This window comes from Hymenobacter sp. HSC-4F20, from assembly GCF_019599275.1.
In the GTDB taxonomy this organism is placed as follows: domain Bacteria; phylum Bacteroidota; class Bacteroidia; order Cytophagales; family Hymenobacteraceae; genus Hymenobacter.
Genome location: NZ_JAHZTD010000001.1, coordinates 746,369 through 766,544, shown reverse-complemented (window position 1 = coordinate 766,544; position 20,176 = coordinate 746,369). Strand labels below are relative to the sequence as shown.

The 20,176-nt window shown below is 60.7% G+C and carries 17 protein-coding genes; 13 read left to right on the top strand and 4 right to left on the bottom strand.

Features of this window, described 5'->3' with window-relative positions; all coding sequences use genetic code 11:
* Positions 1 to 230 precede the first annotated feature (230 nt).
* Together K3G63_RS03225 and K3G63_RS03220 are read left to right on the top strand one after the other, a co-directional pair.
* Positions 231 to 1,508, top strand: a complete 1,278-nt coding sequence (locus K3G63_RS03225; RefSeq protein WP_220612644.1) for an asparagine synthetase B — start codon at positions 231 to 233, stop codon at positions 1,506 to 1,508.
* A 148-nt stretch (positions 1,509 to 1,656) separates the two neighbouring features.
* On the top strand, positions 1,657 to 3,489 hold the full coding sequence (locus K3G63_RS03220; RefSeq protein WP_220612643.1) for a glycoside hydrolase family 2 protein: 1,833 nt from the start codon (positions 1,657 to 1,659) through the stop codon (positions 3,487 to 3,489).
* Positions 3,490 to 3,514: 25 nt separating this feature from the next.
* On the opposite strand, the gene K3G63_RS03215 is transcribed toward K3G63_RS03220, so the two are convergent.
* The 4 genes from K3G63_RS03215 to lpxK all read right to left on the bottom strand — a co-directional run bounded on the left by K3G63_RS03215 (position 3,515) and on the right by lpxK (position 7,865).
* On the bottom strand, positions 3,515 to 3,934 hold the full coding sequence (locus tag K3G63_RS03215) for a hypothetical protein (protein WP_220612642.1): 420 nt from the start codon (positions 3,932 to 3,934) through the stop codon (positions 3,515 to 3,517).
* Between the two features lie 140 nt (positions 3,935 to 4,074).
* The gene (locus tag K3G63_RS03210) at positions 4,075 to 4,671 is read right to left on the bottom strand and encodes a tRNA-(ms[2]io[6]A)-hydroxylase (protein WP_220612641.1); all 597 of its coding nucleotides are present in this window, start codon (positions 4,669 to 4,671) and stop codon (positions 4,075 to 4,077) included.
* Positions 4,672 to 4,759: 88 nt separating this feature from the next.
* Positions 4,760 to 6,811 carry a putative porin gene (locus K3G63_RS03205; protein WP_220612640.1) on the bottom strand — a complete coding sequence of 684 codons (2,052 nt, stop codon included), beginning with the start codon at positions 6,809 to 6,811 and terminating at the stop codon, positions 4,760 to 4,762.
* Positions 6,804 to 7,865: a tetraacyldisaccharide 4'-kinase gene (gene lpxK, locus K3G63_RS03200; RefSeq protein ID WP_220612639.1), complete on the bottom strand. Its 1,062-nt coding sequence runs from the start codon at positions 7,863 to 7,865 to the stop codon at positions 6,804 to 6,806. The genes K3G63_RS03205 and lpxK overlap by 8 nt, the downstream gene beginning before the upstream one ends.
* 197 nt (positions 7,866 to 8,062) lie before the next feature.
* Here lpxK and K3G63_RS03195 point away from each other — a divergent pair, with 197 nt between their 5' ends.
* The 11 genes from K3G63_RS03195 to secG all read left to right on the top strand — a co-directional run bounded on the left by K3G63_RS03195 (position 8,063) and on the right by secG (position 20,167).
* Positions 8,063 to 8,560: a hypothetical protein gene (locus K3G63_RS03195; RefSeq protein ID WP_220612638.1), complete on the top strand. Its 498-nt coding sequence runs from the start codon at positions 8,063 to 8,065 to the stop codon at positions 8,558 to 8,560.
* A 308-nt stretch (positions 8,561 to 8,868) separates the two neighbouring features.
* Positions 8,869 to 9,537, top strand: a complete 669-nt coding sequence (locus K3G63_RS03190) for a uracil-DNA glycosylase family protein (protein WP_220612637.1) — start codon at positions 8,869 to 8,871, stop codon at positions 9,535 to 9,537.
* A gap of 190 nt (positions 9,538 to 9,727) precedes the next feature.
* The gene (locus K3G63_RS03185; protein ID WP_220612636.1) at positions 9,728 to 10,828 is read left to right on the top strand and encodes a Nif3-like dinuclear metal center hexameric protein; all 1,101 of its coding nucleotides are present in this window, start codon (positions 9,728 to 9,730) and stop codon (positions 10,826 to 10,828) included.
* Positions 10,818 to 11,567: a zinc ribbon domain-containing protein gene (locus tag K3G63_RS03180; protein WP_220612635.1), complete on the top strand. Its 750-nt coding sequence runs from the start codon at positions 10,818 to 10,820 to the stop codon at positions 11,565 to 11,567. The genes K3G63_RS03185 and K3G63_RS03180 overlap by 11 nt, the downstream gene beginning before the upstream one ends.
* A 59-nt stretch (positions 11,568 to 11,626) precedes the next feature.
* Positions 11,627 to 13,147 (top strand): DUF3808 domain-containing protein, encoded by a 1,521-nt coding sequence (locus K3G63_RS03175; protein WP_220612634.1) that lies wholly within the window; start codon positions 11,627 to 11,629, stop codon positions 13,145 to 13,147.
* Positions 13,148 to 13,359: 212 nt separating this feature from the next.
* On the top strand, positions 13,360 to 14,631 hold the full coding sequence (pabB, locus tag K3G63_RS03170) for an aminodeoxychorismate synthase component I (RefSeq protein ID WP_220612633.1): 1,272 nt from the start codon (positions 13,360 to 13,362) through the stop codon (positions 14,629 to 14,631).
* A 158-nt stretch (positions 14,632 to 14,789) separates the two neighbouring features.
* Positions 14,790 to 16,250: a tRNA (N6-isopentenyl adenosine(37)-C2)-methylthiotransferase MiaB gene (miaB, locus tag K3G63_RS03165; RefSeq protein WP_220612632.1), complete on the top strand. Its 1,461-nt coding sequence runs from the start codon at positions 14,790 to 14,792 to the stop codon at positions 16,248 to 16,250.
* A gap of 176 nt (positions 16,251 to 16,426) precedes the next feature.
* Positions 16,427 to 17,758, top strand: coding sequence for a sigma-54-dependent Fis family transcriptional regulator (locus K3G63_RS03160; protein WP_220612631.1), 1,332 nt, complete (start codon positions 16,427 to 16,429; stop codon positions 17,756 to 17,758).
* Complete coding sequence (locus K3G63_RS03155) at positions 17,739 to 18,272, top strand: LptE family protein (RefSeq protein WP_259404243.1); 534 nt, start codon at positions 17,739 to 17,741, stop codon at positions 18,270 to 18,272. The genes K3G63_RS03160 and K3G63_RS03155 overlap by 20 nt, the downstream gene beginning before the upstream one ends.
* 146 nt (positions 18,273 to 18,418) lie before the next feature.
* Positions 18,419 to 19,762, top strand: coding sequence for a hypothetical protein (locus tag K3G63_RS03150; RefSeq protein ID WP_220612630.1), 1,344 nt, complete (start codon positions 18,419 to 18,421; stop codon positions 19,760 to 19,762).
* Positions 19,763 to 20,167, top strand: coding sequence for a preprotein translocase subunit SecG (gene secG, locus K3G63_RS03145; protein WP_220612629.1), 405 nt, complete (start codon positions 19,763 to 19,765; stop codon positions 20,165 to 20,167).
* Positions 20,168 to 20,176: the final 9 nt, after the last annotated feature.

Here is a 20,176-nt window from a genome sequence, read left to right as displayed (position 1 = left end):
GTGCGCAGAACTCAGGCCAGTTAATCTGGCCTTCTGGAGTGCGTGGGCAGATGCGCCCGGTCTCGCAAGGTAAGGGGTTTCGTGTAAACTCCCGCTGCCATTTGTTACCTTTAGAATCACGGATGTAGCCGGATTTTTCGGGTTCCACAGATTCCGGCCCTTGCTTTGGTTTGTAGCCTTGCCAGGGGTAGCAGCCTGCTCCCGAAAGCTCCACCCTTTGCCTGTTTCGTATGACTTTTTCTCGTCTGTTCGCCTTACTTCTGCTGCTGGCTACGGTCGCGCTGCAGCCGGCTGCGGCCTGGGCCAACCATATCTTCATCCCGATGGATAACACCCAGAAGGAGCATCTGAAAGCCTACGGGGTGGCCTATTGGCTGCTGGGCAAGCAGGTGGAGGTGGACTGGCTCCTGAATTACCGCGGCGGCTCGTTTGCGTGTGCGGTAACTCCCGGCGCCGAAAACGAAATGGCCGTACGCGGCATCACTTATCAGGTAATCAGCGAGGCCCAGTACACCAGCATCCTCTCCGAAATAGCTGACCCGAACGCCAACATGGACGTGATGAAGCTGGAGAAGGTGCCCAAGATTGCAGTGTACACGCCCAAAGGCAAGCAACCCTGGGACGATGCCGTAACCCTGGTGCTGACCTACGCCGAAATTCCTTACACTCAGATTTACGACGACGAAGTACTGCGCGGCGACCTGCCTAAGTACGACTGGCTGCACCTGCACCACGAAGACTTCACGGGCCAGTACGGCAAGTTTTACCGCAACTACAGCAGCCGCCCCTGGTATCAGCAGCAGCAGCGCGAGTCGGAAGCCACGGCCAAGCGCAACGGCTTTAGCAAAGTAAGCCTGATGAAAGCGGCCGTGGTGGTGAAAATGCAGGAGTTCATTGCCGGCGGCGGCTTTCAGTTTGCCATGTGCTCGGCCACCGACTCCTACGACATTGCCCTGGCCGGCCTGGGCGTGGACATGGTAGAAGGTATGTACGACGGAGACCCGGCCGACCCAGCCGCGCAGTCCAAGCTGAACTTCAACCGTACCCTGGCCTTCCAGAACTTCCACCTGGTGCGCGACCCGCTGGAATACGAGTACTCCGACATTGACATGGACCCGCGCGAGCGGCGCGTTTACGAAGACAACGACTACTTCCAGCTCTTCACCTTCTCGGCTAAGTACGACCCCGTACCCACCATGCTCACCCAGGACCACGAGCGCACCATCAAAGGGTTTATGGGCCAAACCACGGCCTTCCGTAAGTCGCTGATCAAGCCCGACGTGGTGGTAATGGGTGACAACAAGGCCTCGGGCGAGGTGCGCTACATGCACGGCACGCTGGGCAAGGGCACTTGGACATTTTACGGCGGCCATGACCCCGAGGATTACCAGCACTTCGTGGAAGAAGAACCCACCGACCTGGCCCTGCACCCCAACTCGCCGGGCTACCGGCTCATTCTCAATAACGTACTGTTCCCGGCGGCCAAAAAGAAGAAGCAAAAAACCTAAGCCACCTCCGCAGCTACCCCTCTGATTTTCAGCAGTAAAAGCTCCGCCAACATAGTTGCTGCGGAGCTTTTTTGCCTTTTATCTGCCAGGCGAGGTATCCGGCCCGGCCCCAAACTCGTTTGTAGCAGTTCACACCAACCTTGCTGTTATGCCTTCGTCTGCCTCTAACTATGGTTTTTCAACTAGCCAGAACGACGTCCGGACGGCCAACCCCCTGCCCCGCGCCGTTCTTCGTTCCAATAATTACTTGCTGCTGGATGGGGAATGGCGCTTTGCCCTGGACCCCGACGACACCGGATTGCGCGACGGCTGGTACTTGGCCCATCCCTACGAGCGAACGGCCCACTGGCCCGGCTCGGTAGAGGAACACATGGCCCAGGATCAACCCCAGGCTCCGCAGTGGCAAGACAAAGTGGTGGTGTGGTACGAGCGGGAATTCGCCCTCCCCGAGCGCGGCGACGCTGGGACACACTCCTTGTTTCAACTCACGTTTGGGGCCTGCGGCTACGAAACCCGGGTGTGGCTGAATGGGTTTCTACTCAAAACTATTGAGGGTGAGGAAGTCCACTACGGCGAGTACACCTCCTTCTCCTTTGAGTTGCGTGAAGAGCACCTGCGGCCCGTTAACCGCCTGACCGTGCGCATTGTAGACACTATGGATGCGGAAACGCCCCGGGGCAAGCAGGAGTCGCACGTATACAAGCGCGGCGGCATCTGGTACCAGACCTATACAGGGGCCGTGCGAAGCGTGTGGCTGGAAATGGTGGAACGCAACCGGCTCCGCTCCCGGGTGGGCGTCGACAGCATCATTGAGGATCAGATGGTGCGCTTCAACCTCACAACCCGCATTCACGACCCTGGCCTCTACACCCTGCGCCTGCAGGTGTTCGATAGGGTAGCTCCCACGCCCCAGCCCCTGGCCACCGCCGACTTTTCCCTGCGTCTGGAAGCCGGGCAGCGGCAGCAGCGGGTGGTAATGGAACTGGCTGGGGCCAAGCTCTGGGCACCCGGCTCACCCAACCTGTACCGCCTTGTGGCGCAGCTTGTTGATAGTGAGGGTTATTCTGCCGAAATTGAAACTCACTTTGGGCTTCGCAAAATTGAGTCGCGCGGCACGTACGTGTACCTCAATAACGAGCCCATTTACCTCGACGGTATTCTCTACCAGCCCGGTACGGCTACCTATGAGGAGATGCAGCGTCACATGCACGCTATGCAGGCCCTGGGCTGCAACCTGGTACGGGTGCACATTGCCGGCGTCGACCCGCGCATTTACAACCTGGCCGATGAGCTAGGGCTGCTGCTATGGGTAGAAGTGCCCAGCCCTCACTCTTCCACCACCAAAAGCCGGGAAAACCATAAGGCCGAGCTGCTGCGCATGCTAGCCCTGATTGAGTCGCACCCCTCGGTGGTTATCTGGAGCCTCTACAACGAGGACTGGGGCGCTCAGGACATTGCCACCAATCCCAAGACCCGCCGTTATATCGTTGACATGTATCACTACATGCACATCAACCACCCGCAGTTCTTGGTGGTGGATAACGATGGGTGGCAGCATATTTCCCAGGAGGGCCGGCTGAAATCGGACCTACTGACGGCCCACGTATATACGCCGGAGCTGGAGCGCTGGGCCGAGCTGCTGGACCGCATGGTGCAGGGCGACTTGGACAACGTAGCAGTGCTACCCTTGGTTATTGGTGACCCGTTCTTCTACGGTCGGCAAAAACCCCTGATAGTCAGCGAGTGGGGCGGATTTGGCTTTGCTGACTACGGCGGACCCCAGGGCTCCGAGGAGCGCACCGAGCGGATCAGGCAGTTCAAGCTGGAGTTGCGCAAGCGTCCCATTGCCGGCGACGTGTATACTCAGGCCACCAACATTGAGGATGAGCGCAACGGCTTGCTCGACCCGCACACCGGCGAGCTGTCGGTACCGGCCGGCCTGCTGGCTTCGCAAAGCCCTCCGGCCGACGCCCGCTCGTAAGCACCTACCTCGGCAGGTGCTGCCCTTACTTGGTTAAGCGCAGCACCTGCCGGGGCAGTTCCGGCAAATCGGCCGTTTTATCCGGATCCGTAGCCAGCGTCAGCTGAACCATCACCGGCTGGCCCTTAGCTACTCCGTAGGCAATCAGCTCGTAGGCCATACCTCCCCCCTCGGTAGGGTAGCTCAGGCGAAATCCTTTGGCGGGCGCATCCAGAATAAACCCTTCCAGGGGCTGACGCTCGGTGTGCTTGTGCTTCTTCTGAATTTGCTGCACAAACTGCTCGGGAAAGGTGCGCAGCATTCCGTAATCCAGATACATCCAGGTCATCTGGTACTCGGGGCTGCGGACCGAGTACTTGGAGTCCGCGGAACAGTTAGCTGGCAACGGTAGGTCGAGGCCGCAGAAATTGACGCTGGCGGCAGCAGGTGCGGTTGTTTGTGCCAATGCCCAACCCGGGGCAAGCAATAGGAAAAGAAAGAGAAGGATTTTCATCCGCTGACAGGTAGAGTTCAGGAGCCTAATATATGACTCCTAGCGCTACCGCAAGAATTGAATGAGAATCCATCTGCTTTTTTACCTGGCGGCTAGTGCATCCGGTCGTCGCGGACGGGCAGATTGGTGACAATCTCGCCCTCAATTTTAAGCAGCTCCTGCAGGCGGGCATCTACCTCCGCGGCATTGCAGTACTCCTTGGCCAGGTCCACGTAACTCACAAAATGACCGGCTTCGGAAACCATCAGCTCGTAGTAGAACTGACTTAACTCAGGATCGGGGATGTGCTTCCAGAGCAGCTTGAACCGCTCGCAGCTACGTGCTTCTATCAGAGCGCTTACTAGCAGCTGATCCATCAACTGCCGCTCCCGGGCACCACCCTTGCGTACATGGCTCATCAGCTGCACCACGTACTCGTCGCGCCGCGGACGGCCCAACTCGTGGCCGCGCTTACGCAGCTCCTGCAGCACCCGCGTAAAATGCTCCCACTCCTCGGCCACAAGGGCCGTCAGCTCTTCCACCAAGCGCGTTTTTTCGGGGTATTTCACAATGAGAGAAATACCGGTGCTGGCCGCCTTCTGTTCGCAGTAAGCGTGGTCCACTAAAATATCGACGATGTTCTTGCTGGCAATATCCACCCAGCGTGGGTCGGAGTTCAGCTTCAGTTTCAGAATGGTTTTCTCTTTCATGCTTTCAAGTAGTGAAGAGGAAAAGGGTGAAATTGTGAAGGGCAGAATGGGGCTACTCCGCCACTTCACTTTGCACTACTTCACAGATTCAATTAAAGAATTGCCACCGAATGCCAAACTGGAAGCGGCGGGGCATACCCACGTAGTAAGGCGTGGTGTAGTAGCCCGACTGAGGTAGGAACTGGTTGACGTAAGCCATTTTCAGGAACACGCCCACGGTTTTAATGTCGCCGCTCAGGAACACGTCCACCAGCGGTGTGTTCCGGATGGTGAAGTGATCCTGGAGGTAGAACTGCTGGGTACTGGGGCTGTAGTCGTAGGCCTTCCACCGCGACTGAAAGTACCCCTGCACGCCAACTTGCGTCAGCAAGGCCTTTTTGAACACGTAGCCCTGGTAGTAGAGGCGGGCGTCGCCGACCAGCGTGGGTACCCGGATGCCCTGCTTGTCGTCCTCGGCCCCTAGCGTGTAAGTCGCCTGGTTTTCCCAGAAAATAGAGCCCACGTGCGTGCGGTAGCGCACCGTGAGGCTGGTGAGCTGCTGGGCCTGCCCGCGCTGGGCCGGCAGAGCCTGCTGGTTGAAATACACCAAATCCACGATGTTGGCCAGGGTGCCCGTGACGTCCAGGTAGTGCTGGCCCAGTTGCCGGGCGGCGCGCACCTTCAGCTGCTGCACCTTGGTATTGCGGAAACCCGTGATGTAAGGAAGCTGGTAGTCAGCGCTATCGGCGCGCTGGCCCCAGCGGTAGTGGTTGCCGTAGAACTCCTGTTGGGTGAGGGTGGGCGCGTAGCTGGCCACCAGCACCTCCCCGCTCAATGGCCCTAGCCGGGCGCTGCCCCGGCCCCAGTACTCGCTGTCCTTGATGTTGATGGCCGGGCGCAGCTCCCCGGCCGTTTCGATGGCGAACTGCCGGTAGCGGAATGCCGCCGTGCCGCCCAGAAACAGCTGATTGCCAGCCCGGTCGGGCAGGGCCTCGCGCACCACAGCGGGCTGTCCGAAGGCGGCCCGGGTGACCAGCGAGTACGTACGCTGGCGGCCATAGAGGCGGTATTCAACTGTGTTGCTGTTGCCCATTACGCCCACCGTGTTTTCCAGCTGCCGGAACTCGGCCCGCTCATCGGTCTGGGCTGTGCTCAACCGGAACGCGGGGTAGAATAGCGGCGCGCTGGCCGTGGCCGTGGTCGTCAGTTGGTCGTCGGTGTACTTATTGAGCTGCCGGCTCCAGTCCAGAATGTGAAACACGGTCAGGCCCCGGCCGAGCAGGCGGTAGGTATGGGCCAGGCGCACCCGGTCGCGGGAGTCGCGGTTGATGGCCCGGCGCAGGCGCACCTGTTCCCGCTCGTAGTCAAAGAGCTTCGACAAGTCGATTTTGCCATTGCCTCCCTCCAGAGTATCGGTAGCCAGCGGCAGAATACCACCTTGCTCGGCCACCCGGTGCCGGGCCGTGCTGAAGTTGGCCACGGCATGGTAACGGTCATTGGGCGACTGGTAGCGCACGAAGAACAGGAAATTGCTGTGCTCCACCTGCCCCGTCTGGGTATTGGAAACGCCCAGGTACTTGTTGGAGCCGAACCGCTCGTAGGCAAAGCCCACGTTGAAAGCCTTCTTAATGCTACGGGCGTAGGACAGCTCAAACACCTGCTCGTAGGGGTTGCCCTGGAAAAAGCGGAAGAAGGTGTAGGGTGAGCGGGTGTCGTAGTACGGAACGGTAGCCGCGTCGCGCACATACCGGTCAAAGACGTTGCGGCCCAGGCGCGCGCCCAGCTGCAGGTTCGGCTCCCAGAGCAAGCGGCGCGAGGCCGTCCCGAAATTACCTAAGTCCTGCTGGTAAGTGCTGTCGTGGACCCAGTAGCGGGTTTGGGGCAGGCGCGTGAGGGTAGTATCCACCATGCGGCCCAGCGTATCGCCCCGGAATATATCGGCCTCCCGCAGGATAAAGGTTGTGTGGGCCCCGTAGCGCACTTTGGTCGAATCGTCCAGCACCTGGGCATGGCCGGTGCCCGGCAGCAGGCTGGCGCTGGCCAAGACGGCCGCAGCCAGCCCCGCGCGGACCGGCCGACGTACCCGGCAGCGCGCCGGCGAAGCTCCGAAAATGCGGGCCACCGGGCCCGGTAACAACGAAATCAGTAGTGGGTCAGACAACAGCGTGGGGCTGAAAGTACGGAGTCAGCAGCTCGGCCAGGCGGACTTCGCCCCCGGCCAGAAACTGAACGTCAATGGGAATGTAAAATACGGGCATGGCGGCCAAACTGTCCGCCAGTGTGGGCTCCAGCAGCCGGGCCGCATCCTTTTGCGTGGTGAAAACGCTCTGGCCGGGCCGTAATTGTGCGGCCAGCTGCTGCAGCTCGGAAGCCGCAAAGGTGTGGTGGTCGGGGAAGCGGGCGTGGTGGGCTACCCGGTAGCCTACCGCCCGCAGGTGTTCCAGCAGCGGCTCGGGCCGGGCAATGCCCGTGAGCAGCACCACTTCGGACCCTGGAATGGGGCTGGCTCCCGGCGTCACAGGCACTGGCAGGCCGTACCTGTAGCAGGAGAAAAGCACTGGCGCGGCGGGGCGGGCGTAGCGCCGAATGCGGCGCGTAATTTCCTGCCGGATGGTAGCCGACAATTGGGGCGTGCACTTCGTCACGATGATAATATCGGCCCGGGCGGCACCGGCGCGGCTTTCGCGCAGGCGGCCGGCGGGCAGCACGAAATCCTCGTAAAACGGGCGCTCCTGCTCCGTGAGCAGAATGGTACAGGCGGCCCGCACACGCCGGTGCTGGTAGGCATCATCGAGCACCACGGCGGTAGTGGCGGGCTCCTCCCGGAGCAGGCGCTGAATGCCGCTGACCCGGTCCTCGCTTACGACCACCGGAACGCCCCCCCCGAAGTGACGCAGTTGCTGCAGGGGCTCGTCGCCGATGGTAGCGGCGGTATCCGCGGGGGTAGCGCGGCGGTATCCGCGGGTGCGGCGGCCGTAGCCCCGGCTCAGCAGGGCGGGCCGCTGGCCTTGGGCCTGCAGCCAGGCCACCAGCCAGGCTACGTGGGGGGTTTTGCCCGTGCCGCCTACCCGCAGGTTGCCCACGTTCAGTACCGGCACCTCTTCGAAATAAGTAGCAGGCCGGCGCCCCGTTTCGTAAAGCCAGTTGCGCACCGCCATAACGCCGGCGTACAGCCAGCTAAACGGGGCAAGCAACAGGGTAAGCAAAGCTGGCATCGGGCGAGAAGAGGATAACAGAGGCGCAAAAATAACGGGTTGCTGACAGCTTACGAGGGCGTCCCGGCCTATAATGAGGGCCCAGGCCACGGTTTTTTGGCAGAAACAGCGGTAAATGCCGACTATTGGGCCGCTTTCCGGCTTAGTCTCCTACCCGATGTTGCCGCAGCAGCCCCCGCTGGAAAGCCCTGCTCCCGATGATAATTTATCAGTTCCTACAACGGGGAGAGTATCACGTTGATTTTTGCGAAGATTTCAAGGTAGTGCTACCGCTGGGAGAGCACAAGCTCGTCTGCGCCGCGCTGGACGAGTGCAGCATGGGCCAGGACAGCCACTTCGCCGCTACGCTCGGGGCCAAGCTGCTCCGTAAAGCGGTACAGGAGTACCACTACCAGGCGCTATACCAGCTCCGGGCCGCTCCGTTGCCCTTGCCGGCAGAACTCAGGCTTCTAGTAGCAAGCGTATTCCAGGGGTTTCGAGATATGAGCAATCAGCTCCTGCTCACCACAACCGAGCTACTTACCACGCTGGTTGTCCTATTGCTGGACACGGCCCGCCGCGAGGCCGTGCTGCTGGCGCTCGGCCTCGCGGCGGTGGCCGTAAACGGTGAGCTTATACGCTTCGAGCGGCTAAACCGGCCCGATTATCTGGCCTATCATCTAGGTGAAGACTTCGATACGTGGTACGCTCGGTAGCAACAGTACTTGCATGTAGTTGCCTGCCGGGATATTAGCCTGGCCACGGACGGCATCGACAGCTTTTAGCCCGCCACCGCTCCGACCAGCAGCCGGTAGCCCACCGGCTGCTGGTCGACGAAGAACTAACCGAGCGTGCCGAAATGCTCAACATCAAGGTTCGCCGGCTGAAAAATGCTGCGGGTCTGGTTCCGACCGATGATGTGGCTATCATCCGGGTGCGGCTGCCGTAGCGGCACCTCCTCGCCCGCTACGGCAGCCGTATGCGCCGCGCCGCCGTACAACGGGGCACCACGTACTGCTTGCGTATGTCTTTTGCCAACCGTCTGACGCGCTTCCTGACCGAATTTCCTCTCCCCCCGCCCTTGCCCGAGAATGTGCAGGCCTACAGCCCCTACCAGGAGCCAACGCCTCGGGCCTTGTTTACCCAGTTTGCCCAGCGCTACTACCAGGGTGAGCAGCCGCGGGTGGCCCTGCTGGGCATCAACCCCGGCCGCCTAGGCAACGGCCGCACCGGCGTAGCCTTCACCGACCCCGTGGCTTTGGCCGCTTGGGGCATCGAAAACACGCTACCGCGCCGCCGGGAGCCGTCCAGCGAGTTTGTGCAGGCAGTGGTGCAGGCCATGGGCGGCCCCCAGGCTTTTTATCAGCGCTTCTTTCTCGGCTCGCTCTACCCCCTGGTACTGCTGCGTGAGGGGCTGAACTACAATTTCTACGATTCGTCGGCCGTCACGGCAGCCCTGTGGCCCAGCATTCAGGAGGCCGTGCTTCGCCAAACCACCGAGGTGGGGCTTGCCCGGCACGCGGCCATCTGCCTGGGCCGCCGTAATGGCCAGTACTTCACCCGGCTCAACGAGGAGTTACACCTCTTCGACCAGCTTCATATCCTCGACCATCCTAGATTTCTGATGCAGTACAAGCGCCGCGCCCTGGCCGAAAACGTAGCGCGCTACGTGGAGGTGCTTAACTCAGTCTAACAATAGAGGAGTGCACGGGGGGATGATTAAGCTACATATTTGCGCTTCATTGTCAGCGCCATCAACTAAGGTTCGTGGTGCACGATGGTTACAGCGCGGGCGCCGCTCAACGATGCGCCGTACCTAGGCGTTTCTACCGTACGCCCGGCGCATTCTTCATTCCTCATCCTTACCTGCTTCGTACGAATAGATGCCTACCGTTCAAGATCTTGCCCGCGTGCTGGAGCGGGCCGCGCCCCTCGCCTACCAGGAGTCCTACGACAATGCCGGCCTGCAGTGCGGCGACCCGCAGATGGAAGTGCGCGGGGTCCTGATTGCCCTGGACTGCACGCCGGCCGTAGTAGACGAGGCCGTGCGCCGCGGCTGCAACGTAGTGGTAGCCCACCACCCACTCATCTTCAAACCCCTCAAGCGCCTGACTGGGGCCAACGAGGTGGAGCAAACGCTGCTCAAAGCCATCCGGCACGAGGTAGCCCTGTACGCCGCCCACACCAACCTCGACAACGTGCGCCACGGCGTAAACCGCAAGCTGGCCGACAAGCTGGGTCTTACCAACCTGCGCATCCTCGACCCCAAACCCGGTTTGCTGGCCAAGCTGATTACTTATGTTCCCCTCGCGCATACGGAGGCAGTATTGCAAGCTCTCTACCGAGCTGGCGCGGGTCAGGTCGGCGACTACTCCGGGTGCAGCTTCCGCACCGAGGGCACCGGCACGTTCACCCCCGGCGCCGGCACCGACCCGTTTATCGGCCGGCAGGACAAACCTGAAACCGTGCGCGAGGAGCGCGTGGAAGTACTGCTACCCCTGCATCTGCAGCACACCGCGTTGCGGGCCCTGCGTCAGGCGCACCCCTACGAAGAGGTAGCCTACGAAATCATCCGGCTCGAAAACACTACCCAGGATGTAGGGGCCGGCATGATCGGGGACTTGCCCGAAGCCCTCAGCCCCCGCGAGTTCCGGCAGCGGCTGAAGCAGGCCCTGGGCGTGCCCGTAGTGAAGCATACAGAGTTCGAGGGGCCAATTAAAAAAGTGGCCGTGTGCGGTGGCGCCGGTAGTTTTCTCATTGGCAAAGCCCGCGCCGCCGGAGCCGACGCCTACGTGACCGGCGACTTGAAATACCACGAATATTTCGCTTCTGAAGGCCGGTTACTGCTCTGCGACGTAGGTCATTTTGAGAGCGAGCAGTTTACCGGGGAAATCTTCCGGGATTTGCTTATGGGTAACTTTGGAAGTACTTTTGCGCTCTTAATTGCTGAGACCCTCACCAACCCCGTCCGTTATGATTTCTAATCCCTCCGCGGAAACCCCCGTTGCCAGTAAGCTGGAAGCCCTTCTGAACCTGCAGCGCATTGACTCGCAACTGGACGAAATCCGGCGCGTGCGCGGCGACCTGCCCGAAGAAGTTCGGGACTTGGAGGACGAAATTGCAGGGTACGAGGTGCGCGTAGGCAAATTCGATGAGGAAATTGCCGCCCTCAACGACCAGATCAAGCAGCGCAAGCAGAACGCCAAAGACGCCGATGGCCTGATTAAGCGCTACGAAGATCAGCAGCAGAACGTGCGCAATAACCGCGAGTACGAGGCCATTGCCAAGGAAATCGAGTTGCAGAAGCTGGAAATCCAGATTTCGGAAAAGAAAATCAAAGAGGCGCAGTACCAGATTGAGCTGAAAAACACGGAAATCAGCGGTACCAAGCAGCGCCTGGAAGAGCGCAAGAAAGACCTTGACAATAAGAAGGCCGAGCTGGAAACCATCGTGAGCGAAAGCGAAGCCGATGAGAAAAAGCTTATGGAGGAGCGCTCCACGGCTGTGCAGCCCGTAGAAGACCGTCTGCTAACGGCTTACACGCGCATCCGGGGCAACGTGCGCAACGGTTTGGCCGTGGTAACGGTGAAGCGCGACGCCTGCGGCGGCTGCTTCAACACGGTACCCCCCCAGCGCCAGGCCGACATCATTGCCCACAAAAAAATTATCGTGTGTGAGCACTGCGGCCGCGTCCTGGCCGACGTAGAGGCCCGCAACGCGTAAGCGGTACTACCCTTTTATGAAGAGAACGGCCTTTTCCGGGGCCGTTCTTTTTTTGTCTAATGAAGTTTCTCGCCGAGGTTCGCAGGAGGAAGCGCAGAGGAAAGCAGAGCCTGTTCTGGCTACTGCTGTTCTCTTCTGCTTTCCTCTGTGCTTCCTTCCGCGAACCTCGGCGCGAGACCTTAGCCGGGCCAGGCCTCTCCGTTCCCCAGGCCCGCGCCTACGCCGAGGTGCTAAAGCTGCGGCCCGTCGCGGCGCGCGCACTTCTGAAAGAAGCCCCTGCGGCGGCTGGCACACTCCTGGTGCAAGACTGCCTGGCCATTACCGAGTTGCTCATCAGCCAGGATGCCAGCCGCTACGCGGCCACTGTGGAAGCGCAGGACCGGCGACTGACGGCTCTGGAAAAATCGGCGGAAACGGGTGCGCTGCGGGAGTATGTTCGCGCAGAAATCCGGCTGCACCAGGCGGCCGCGCAGGTGGTGTTCGGGCACGAGGTGCAGGGGGCCTGGAGCCTGCGCCAGAGCTACCAACAGATGCAGCAAGTAGTGCGCCGCTACCCCCAGTTCCTGCCGGCGCGGAAAACGCTGGGCATGATGCAGTTCTTCATTGGGTCCCTGCCCGAGTCGTACCGCTGGTTTCTGAAGCTGCTGGGGCTGCCGGGCAGCGTCGAGGCCGGTTTGCACAATCTGCGCCGGGCCGCCACCGAGCCCAACGATTTTCAGTTGGAAGCCCGCCTGATTCTGGCCCTGCTGGAGGAAACCTACTACAAGCAGCCCGAAGCCGCCCTGGCCCTAATTGAAACCCTGCGCCGCCAGCAGCCCGACAACCTTCTGTTCAACTACCTACTAATCAGCCAACTTAAAAAGCAGCACCACACCGAGGCTGCCCTGGCCGCCTACCGCACCCGGCCCTCCGGCCCAGGCTACCTGCCCCTGCCCTACCTGCACCACATGGCCGCCGACCTGCTGCTCTACCAAAGCCAATACGCGGCTTCCGCGCGGGCCAATCAGCTGTTCCTGGCGGAATATCAGGGTCAGCACTACCGGAAAGACGCCTACTTTAAGCTGTACCTGGCGGCCTGGCTGGGCGGCGATGCTCCCGCGGCGGCGCAGTATCGGCGCCGCATTGGGGCGGGCGGCCGTACTGTGCTGGAAGAAGATACCTACGCTCAGCGCTTTTTCGAGGACAAGCTGCCGCTAAACCAGTACCTGACCCGTGCCCGCCTACAAATCGACGGGGGCTACTACCGCGAGGCGCTGGTTTCACTCAACGGCTTCCGCGCCACGCCCACTACCCCCCTGCGCGACCGGCTGGAAGAGCCTTACCGCCGCGCCCGGGTCTGGCAGCTGCTCGGCCGCTCCGACTCGGCCCGCCTGCTTTACGCCCGCACCATTGCTCTGGCCGGCAGCGCCCCCTACTACTTCGCGCCGCAGTCAGCGCTGCAGTTGGGGTATTTGTATCAGATGGAGGGTCAGCAGAACATGGCTAAAGTGTACTTCCAGAAGGCCCTCAACTATTCCCGGCACGAATACAAGAATAGCACTGATACCAAGGCGAAGCTGGCCCTGCGGGAGTTGGAGTGAGGTAGTTACCCATACAACCAACTGCATACAAGCTGGTTGCGGCACCGGACTGGTGGCAGAAGCAGGCAGCAAATTAGGCAACTGCCCGCCGAAAGAAGGAAGTACGTTTCCCGAACTCCAGCCCCGCAGTGCCGCGCCCTTAGCATCGTTTCTGCCCGCTTCCTGGCATCTGCCCCTGCGCCGGACCACCGTGGCCCTAGTACCTTTGCCTTGTGCTGACCCTCCTTCTTGCCGAGCTTCCCGCCGACTTCCGCGCCCGTGCCCTGCATTGGGCGGCGGGTCTCCCTCACTGTGCCTACTTTGAACCCAACGACTTAGCCTATCCCGGCGGCCCGTTCCGGCGCCTGCTGGCCGTGGCCGAACAGGTGCCGGCTGGCCCTACCACCCTGTCCGAACTGCACACTTGGCTGGCGGGCCAAGCGGGCGCCGCACCCCGGTGTGGCTTTCTTACCTACGACCTTAAAAACGAACTGGAGGCCCTGCACAGCGCTAATCCCGCCGGTTTGGCCTGGCCTGATCTGCACTTTTTCACCCCCACTATCTGGCTGGAGTGGCACGAAGACCGGCTGGAAATCAACGCTCCCGAACCAGCCGAGGTACTTCGTCAGATTCGGGCGCTGCCGCTGCCGGCAGCGGCAGCGCCCGACGTTCCGGACCTGCGGCCTCGCATGGCCCGCCCCGACTACCTGGCTGCCGTGCGCCAGGTCCAGGAAGACATTCTGAATGGGGAAGTGTACGAGTTGAACCTGTGTCAGGAGTTTTATGCCGACACGGTACGGCTGCAGCCGGTCGAAGTCTTTCTGCAGCTACAAGCTGCCTCACCTACGCCCTTTGCCGGATTTTTCCGCCACCACGACCATTTTCTGCTATGCGCCTCGCCGGAGCGGTTTCTGCGCCGGCAGGGCCCCACGGTGCTATCCCAGCCCATTAAGGGCACCATCCGCCGGGGCGCTACCCCCACCGCCGACGAGCACCAGCGTCACACTCTGCTCCATAATGAGAAGGAGCGTGCTGAAAATCTGATGATTGTGGATTTAGTGCGCAATGACCTGGCCCGCGTGGCTCGTCCCGGGACCGTACAGGTGCCGGAACTGTTCGGACTCTACCCGTTCCGGCATGTCTGGCAGATGATTTCCACCGTGCAGGCTCAACTTCGCCCCGGGGTTGGCCTAGTGGACACTCTCCGCGCTACTTTCCCCATGGGCTCGATGACGGGCGCGCCTAAAATCCGGGCCATGCAGTTGATTGAGCACTACGAGCACAGCCGCCGGGGCCTCTACAGCGGCAGCATCGGCTACGTCCTGCCCTCTGGCGACTTCGACTTCAACGTGGTTATTCGCAGTTTGCAGTACCGCCAAGACACCGGCTACCTTTCCTTTCAGGTTGGCTCGGCCATCACTTACGACTCGGTGCCGGAGCAGGAATACGCCGAGTGCCTGCTTAAAGCTCAGGCCCTGCTGGAAGTGCTACAAGTGAAATTGTGAACCGGTGAGCAGATGCCCAAATCACGCAAGTAGGGCATTTGCTCACCGGTTCACAATTTCCGCCTTGCTCACCTCTGCCATTCTGTCATTTTAGGGAGTAATCTGTTACCTTTGCCGTTCTCTGAACTGTGAAGCTGACGCCCGTTACGGCCTTTCCCATGTCCCAACCGCTAATTACCCTCGACTTTCTCGATACGCCTACCCTGCCCGCGCCCGCCGTTGACGCTATTACCCACGAGCACGAGCCCTCGGGTGAGGTGCGCGTGAATCCGGCTACGCGCACGGGCCGGAGCCGCAAGCTCTACATTGAAAGCTACGGCTGCCAGATGAACTTCTCCGATTCCGAAATCGTGTCGAGCATCCTGTTTGAGCAGGGTTTTGACACAACCGAGGAGCTGGAAGGCGCTGACTTAGTACTGCTTAATACCTGCTCTATTCGGGAGAAAGCGGAGCAGACGGTGCGCATGCGCTTGGCTCAGATCAACGGGCATAAGAAGCGCAACCCGGGCTTGCTGGTGGGCGTGCTGGGCTGCATGGCCGAGCGCCTGAAAAGCAAGTTTCTGGAAGAGGAAAAGCTTGTGGATCTGGTGGTAGGACCCGATGCCTACCGCGACTTACCCCAGCTGATTCAGCAGGTAGATGGTGGGCAGAAGGCCGTGAATGTGCTGCTGAGCCGGGAGGAAACCTACGCCGACATCACGCCCGTGCGCCTGAATAGCAACGGCATCACAGCCTTTATCAGCATCATGCGCGGCTGCGACAACATGTGCTCCTTCTGCGTGGTGCCCTTCACCCGGGGCCGCGAGCGGAGCCGCGACGCCCACAGCATCGTGCAGGAAGCCCGCGACCTGGTAGCCCAGGGCTATAAGGAAGTGACCCTGCTGGGCCAGAACGTGGACTCCTACAAGTGGGCCTCAGAGGATGGCCTGGAACAGGTAAACTTTGCCCAACTGCTGGAGCGGGTAGCCCTGATCAGCCCCCAACTGCGGGTGCGCTTCTCCACCTCCCACCCCAAGGACATCACCGATGAGGTGCTCTACACCATGGCCCGGCACGAGAACATCTGCAAGTATATCCACCTACCGGCTCAGAGTGGTAACTCACGCATTCTCAAACTGATGAACCGCACCTACGACCGACCCTGGTACGAGGAGCGCGTGCAGGCTATTCGCCGCATTCTGGGCGAAGACTGCGCCATCAGCACCGACATGATTTCGGGCTTCTGCTCCGAAACCGAGGAAGAGCACCAAGATACCCTAAGCCTGCTCGACTTCGTGCAGTATGATATGGGCTATAACTTCTTCTACTCGGAGCGCCCCGGCACGCTGGCCGCCCGCAAGCTGGAAGATGATATTCCGCTGGAAGTAAAGAAGCGCCGTTTGCAGGAGGTAATTGACCGCCAGCAACTGCACGCCCGGGCCCGCTATGCCCGCATGGTGGGCCGGGTGCACCGGGTGCTGGTAGAAGGCCGCTCCAAACGCTCCGATGAGCAACTCAGTGGCCGCAACAGCCAGAACCAGGTAGTTATCTTCCCCCGCGGCGGCGCCCAGAAAGGCGACTACGTTGACGTGCTGGTGACGGGCACGACAGGGGCCGCGCTACTGGGCGAGATGGTGTAAGCTTCTGTCAGGCTGGGTCTTACCTTATTCTTCTGTTCCTGGCCACGGGTACCTGGGTAGCCACTGACTTGTGCGGTCAGCGCAGCCGGGCTGACCCGGAATGCGCTGTTTATCCACGCCCCGCAAAATAAACTACCCCTCTTTTTCGTCTACCCCACGAAAACCAACTCCCGACCTTGACTCCTTCCGAAATACAATCTATTAAGCAGCGGTTCGGCATTATCGGCAACGCGCCGTCGCTGAACTACGCCATTCAGGTGGCAGCGCAGGTAGCGCCCACCGACATGACGGTGCTGATTACCGGCGAAAGTGGCTCAGGCAAAGAGTCCTTCTCCAAAATTATTCACGCCTTATCCCCGCGCAAGCACGGCCAGTTTATTGCCATCAACTGCGGGGCCATTCCCGAGGGCACCATCGACTCGGAGCTGTTCGGCCACGAGAAGGGTTCGTTTACGGGCGCCCAGGAAGCCCGCAAAGGCTATTTTGAGGTAACCAATGGGGGCACCATCTTCCTGGATGAAATTGGGGAGATGCCACTGGGCACCCAGGCCCGCCTGCTGCGCGTGCTGGAAAATGGGGAGTTCATCCGGGTGGGCTCCTCGAAGGTGCAGAAGACTGACGTGCGCGTGGTGGCTGCTACCAATGTAAATCTGCTCGATGCCGTGCGCGAGGGCCGCTTCCGCGAAGACCTGTATTATCGCCTGAACACGGTACCCATTGCAGTTCCACCACTACGTGAGCGAAACGATGATATCTACTTACTATTTAGAAAGTTTGCTACAGATTTTGCCGACCGCTACCGGGTTAAGCCCATCAGTCTGACCCCAGACGCCGTGCAGGAGCTGCAGCGCTTCCGCTTCCCCGGCAACATCCGCCAGCTCAAGAACGTGGCCGAGCAGATGTCGGTGCTGGAAACAGAGCGTGAAGTGGACGCCCGCCGCCTGCGCAACTACCTGCCCGCCGACCAGAGCAGCCGCCTGCCCATGCTGGTGAGTGCGGCCGGCTCGGCCACCGACGGGGCCGGCAATGCCTATTCGGAGCGGGACCTGCTCTACAAGGTTCTCTTCGATATGCGCCGCGACATGACTGACCTGAAAAAGCTGGTACTGGACCTGGCCGGCGGCCAGCGACCCCACGAGGCCCAGGAGCTGCTGCGTCAGAACAGTCACTTGTTCACCAACGTGAGCGTGGCCCCTTACGACGGCAATCCGGCCCGGCCCCTGCGCCCGGCCGGCCCCGAAAACAGCCCCGCGGAGTACATCCTGAATCCGCGTGACCTATCCGGGGACGACGATGCCGCCGACTACGAGGAGGAGGCCCAGCGGGTGGAAGACATTCCGCACGAAACAGAGGAGGAAACGCTGAGCCTGGAGGCCAAGGAAAAGGAAATGATCATTAAAGCCCTTAAAAAGCACAACAACAAGCGGAAGTACGCTGCCCACGACTTAGGAATTTCCGAGCGCACGCTCTACCGCAAACTCAAGCAGTATGATCTGGAACAAGCGTAACTGGGGCGTTGGCCTGCTGCTGCTACTTCTCTTGCCTCTGCTCAGCGGCTGCGGGGTGTATTCCTTTAGTGGCACGAACATCCAGCCGGATGTAGAAACTATTTCCATTGCCACCTTCGCCAACAACGCCAACAACGGCCCCTCGTTTCTGGCCCAGCGGTTTACCGAAGATTTCAAGGATTACTTTCAGCGCAACACTACCCTGCGGCTGGTACCGCGCGGGGGCGACCTACAGTTTGAAGGTGAAATCATTGCCTATGATTTCGCCCCGGCGGCTATTCAGAGCACCAACGGGCAAGACCAGGCGGGAGCCAATCAGCTCACGATTCAGGTGCGGGTGAAGTTCACGAATACCAAAGATCCTAAGCAGGACTTCGAGCAGACTCTGCAAACTACCCAGCCTTTCCCCGCTACCCGCGACATTACCAGCATCAACAACGACCCAGCGGCCCTGCGCATCCTGTTTCGCAACATTATCACCGACGCCTTTAATAAGTCGGTGGCCAACTGGTAACCTAAAAATGTTGAGTTTTGCGGCCGGAGCCGCCCTGCTACGGTTACGCTACCAGCGCGGCTTCAGTCGTCTACTACTACCCTGCTCTGCCGGCGGGCATCCACTACCTGCCCATTCGCCTTCCGGCTTCCACTGTTTCTATCTGTATGACTCGCGCGTCGCTCCTGCACATTCTGGACCATGTTAACAGAATCTCGGACACCGAAGTCCGGGAGTTGGAGCAGCTGGCGGCTACCTTCCCCTACTGCCAGACGGCGCACGTGCTGCTGGCCAAGGCCGCCCACGACCGGGGCAGTATGCTGGCCAGCCAGCGCCTGCGCCGCGCCGCTACCTACGCCGCCGACCGAGAGCTGCTCCGGCAGCTACTCGAGCAGCGTAGCTTACCAAGCGAAGTCGTAGCAGCCCCCGATAGCCCGGAGCCAGCCGTGGCCGTCGTTGTTAGCGCAACCGCGCCTCCCTCGCAGCCGGTAGTTTCCTCGGTCCTTGGACCGGCTGCGGAAACCCAGCCCGCGGCAGAGGAGGAGTCTTCCGCCGACGTTGCCCCCTTATCTACTCCCGAAGCAGAGATGGCGCTGGCCCCTGCTGCTCCAGCCGAGGGGCTGCCTGAACCCGCGCCCATTGCGGCACCTCTCGCGGAAGGGGCTGCGGCGTCCGCAACCGCCGCTCCACTGCTGTTGCCCTCGCCAGAAGCTCCTTTCCTCGACGAAATACCCGCCGAAGCTTCCCCTACCACTGCTCCCCATTCACCGGCACTGCTCCCCAACGGCACTCCGGAAAAACCGGCCACTGAGCTTTCGGCAGAGCCAACCGAAGTAATAGAAGCTACGGCATCCAACTCCGCCCTCCTTCCCCCCACCGACGAGTTGCTGCCAGCCGTTGCGCCGCCTATTCGTCCGCCCGTGGAAGCAGGTATCTCCCGTTTTGAATTTGGCTTTACCGAGCCAGAGCTGCCGGTGCCCTCCGGGTATCAACTGCCTGGCCTGGAAGAAGAGGCGGAGCTCCCCCCCCTGGCGTCGGTAGCTTCGCCCCAGCCCGCACTCGCTCCGTTTCGAGCCGATGAGGACCTGGGCTATGCCCTAAGTGTCGGTAGCCGCCTCGGGTATGACCTTCAGCCCCACGATGGGTACACGCTGGATTTGCCGCTCGACACTTTCTTCGAGCCCGATGCCTTACTCCTGGCCTACGTCCGCAACAACCAGCCCAAGCCCGCTACCTCTTCCCTGGACCTGATCAACCGCTTTCTGAAAACCCAGCCCCGCATTAAAACACCCGCCGGGGCTCCCTTACCCGCCGAGGAACAAGCGGATTTGTCGGCCCGCAGCACTAGCGTGGCGCCCGCTCTAGCATCCGAAAGTCTGGCCAAAATCATGGTAAAGCAGGGGAAGAAGGATAAAGCTATTGAAATATATGAGCGCCTGATGGAGCGCCAGCCGGAAAAAAAGGCGTACTTTGCCGAGCAAATTCAACAACTGCAACAACCTTCGGAGTAGATGTACTACGCTCTTATTGCCCTGATTCTTCTCATTTGTTTGCTGCTGGCGCTGGTAGTACTAGCCCAAAACCCCAAGGGCGGCGGCATATCCAGCCAGTTTGGCGCGGGTGGCGCGGCCCAGCTTATGGGTGTAAAGCGCACTGGTGACCTGCTGGAAAAATTAACCTGGGGCTTTGCCATTGCCCTGATGGTACTTAGCCTGGGCACCCACGTTATTGGAGGAGCTTCATCCGCTGGTCCGGCCCGTAGCATTAACCAGCAAAAGGCTCTGGAAACGCGCATTCCGGCTACTCCAGCCCCGGCCGGACCCGGCGCGACGGCTCCCAGCGCTCCGGCTGGGGCTCCCGCCACTGCTCCCTCGGCCGCGCCGGCTACTCAGCCGGCTCCTGCTCAGGGCCAGTAGCCTCCGCAG

Bases quoted from the DNA above. Each gene is read 5' to 3' on its own strand.
- K3G63_RS03225 (WP_220612644.1), top strand. From the start codon at position 231: ATGACTTTTTCTCGTCTGTTCGCCTTACTTCTGCTGCTGGCTACGGTC.
- K3G63_RS03220 (WP_220612643.1), top strand. From the start codon at position 1,657: ATGCCTTCGTCTGCCTCTAACTATGGTTTTTCAACTAGCCAGAACGAC.
- K3G63_RS03210 (WP_220612641.1), bottom strand. From the start codon at position 4,671: ATGAAAGAGAAAACCATTCTGAAACTGAAGCTGAACTCCGACCCACGC.
- lpxK (WP_220612639.1), bottom strand. From the start codon at position 7,865: ATGCCAGCTTTGCTTACCCTGTTGCTTGCCCCGTTTAGCTGGCTGTAC.
- K3G63_RS03195 (WP_220612638.1), top strand. From the start codon at position 8,063: ATGATAATTTATCAGTTCCTACAACGGGGAGAGTATCACGTTGATTTT.
- K3G63_RS03190 (WP_220612637.1), top strand. From the start codon at position 8,869: ATGTCTTTTGCCAACCGTCTGACGCGCTTCCTGACCGAATTTCCTCTC.
- K3G63_RS03185 (WP_220612636.1), top strand. From the start codon at position 9,728: ATGCCTACCGTTCAAGATCTTGCCCGCGTGCTGGAGCGGGCCGCGCCC.
- K3G63_RS03180 (WP_220612635.1), top strand. From the start codon at position 10,818: ATGATTTCTAATCCCTCCGCGGAAACCCCCGTTGCCAGTAAGCTGGAA.
- K3G63_RS03175 (WP_220612634.1), top strand. From the start codon at position 11,627: ATGAAGTTTCTCGCCGAGGTTCGCAGGAGGAAGCGCAGAGGAAAGCAG.
- miaB (WP_220612632.1), top strand. From the start codon at position 14,790: ATGTCCCAACCGCTAATTACCCTCGACTTTCTCGATACGCCTACCCTG.
- K3G63_RS03155 (WP_259404243.1), top strand. From the start codon at position 17,739: ATGATCTGGAACAAGCGTAACTGGGGCGTTGGCCTGCTGCTGCTACTT.
- K3G63_RS03150 (WP_220612630.1), top strand. From the start codon at position 18,419: ATGACTCGCGCGTCGCTCCTGCACATTCTGGACCATGTTAACAGAATC.
- secG (WP_220612629.1), top strand. From the start codon at position 19,763: ATGTACTACGCTCTTATTGCCCTGATTCTTCTCATTTGTTTGCTGCTG.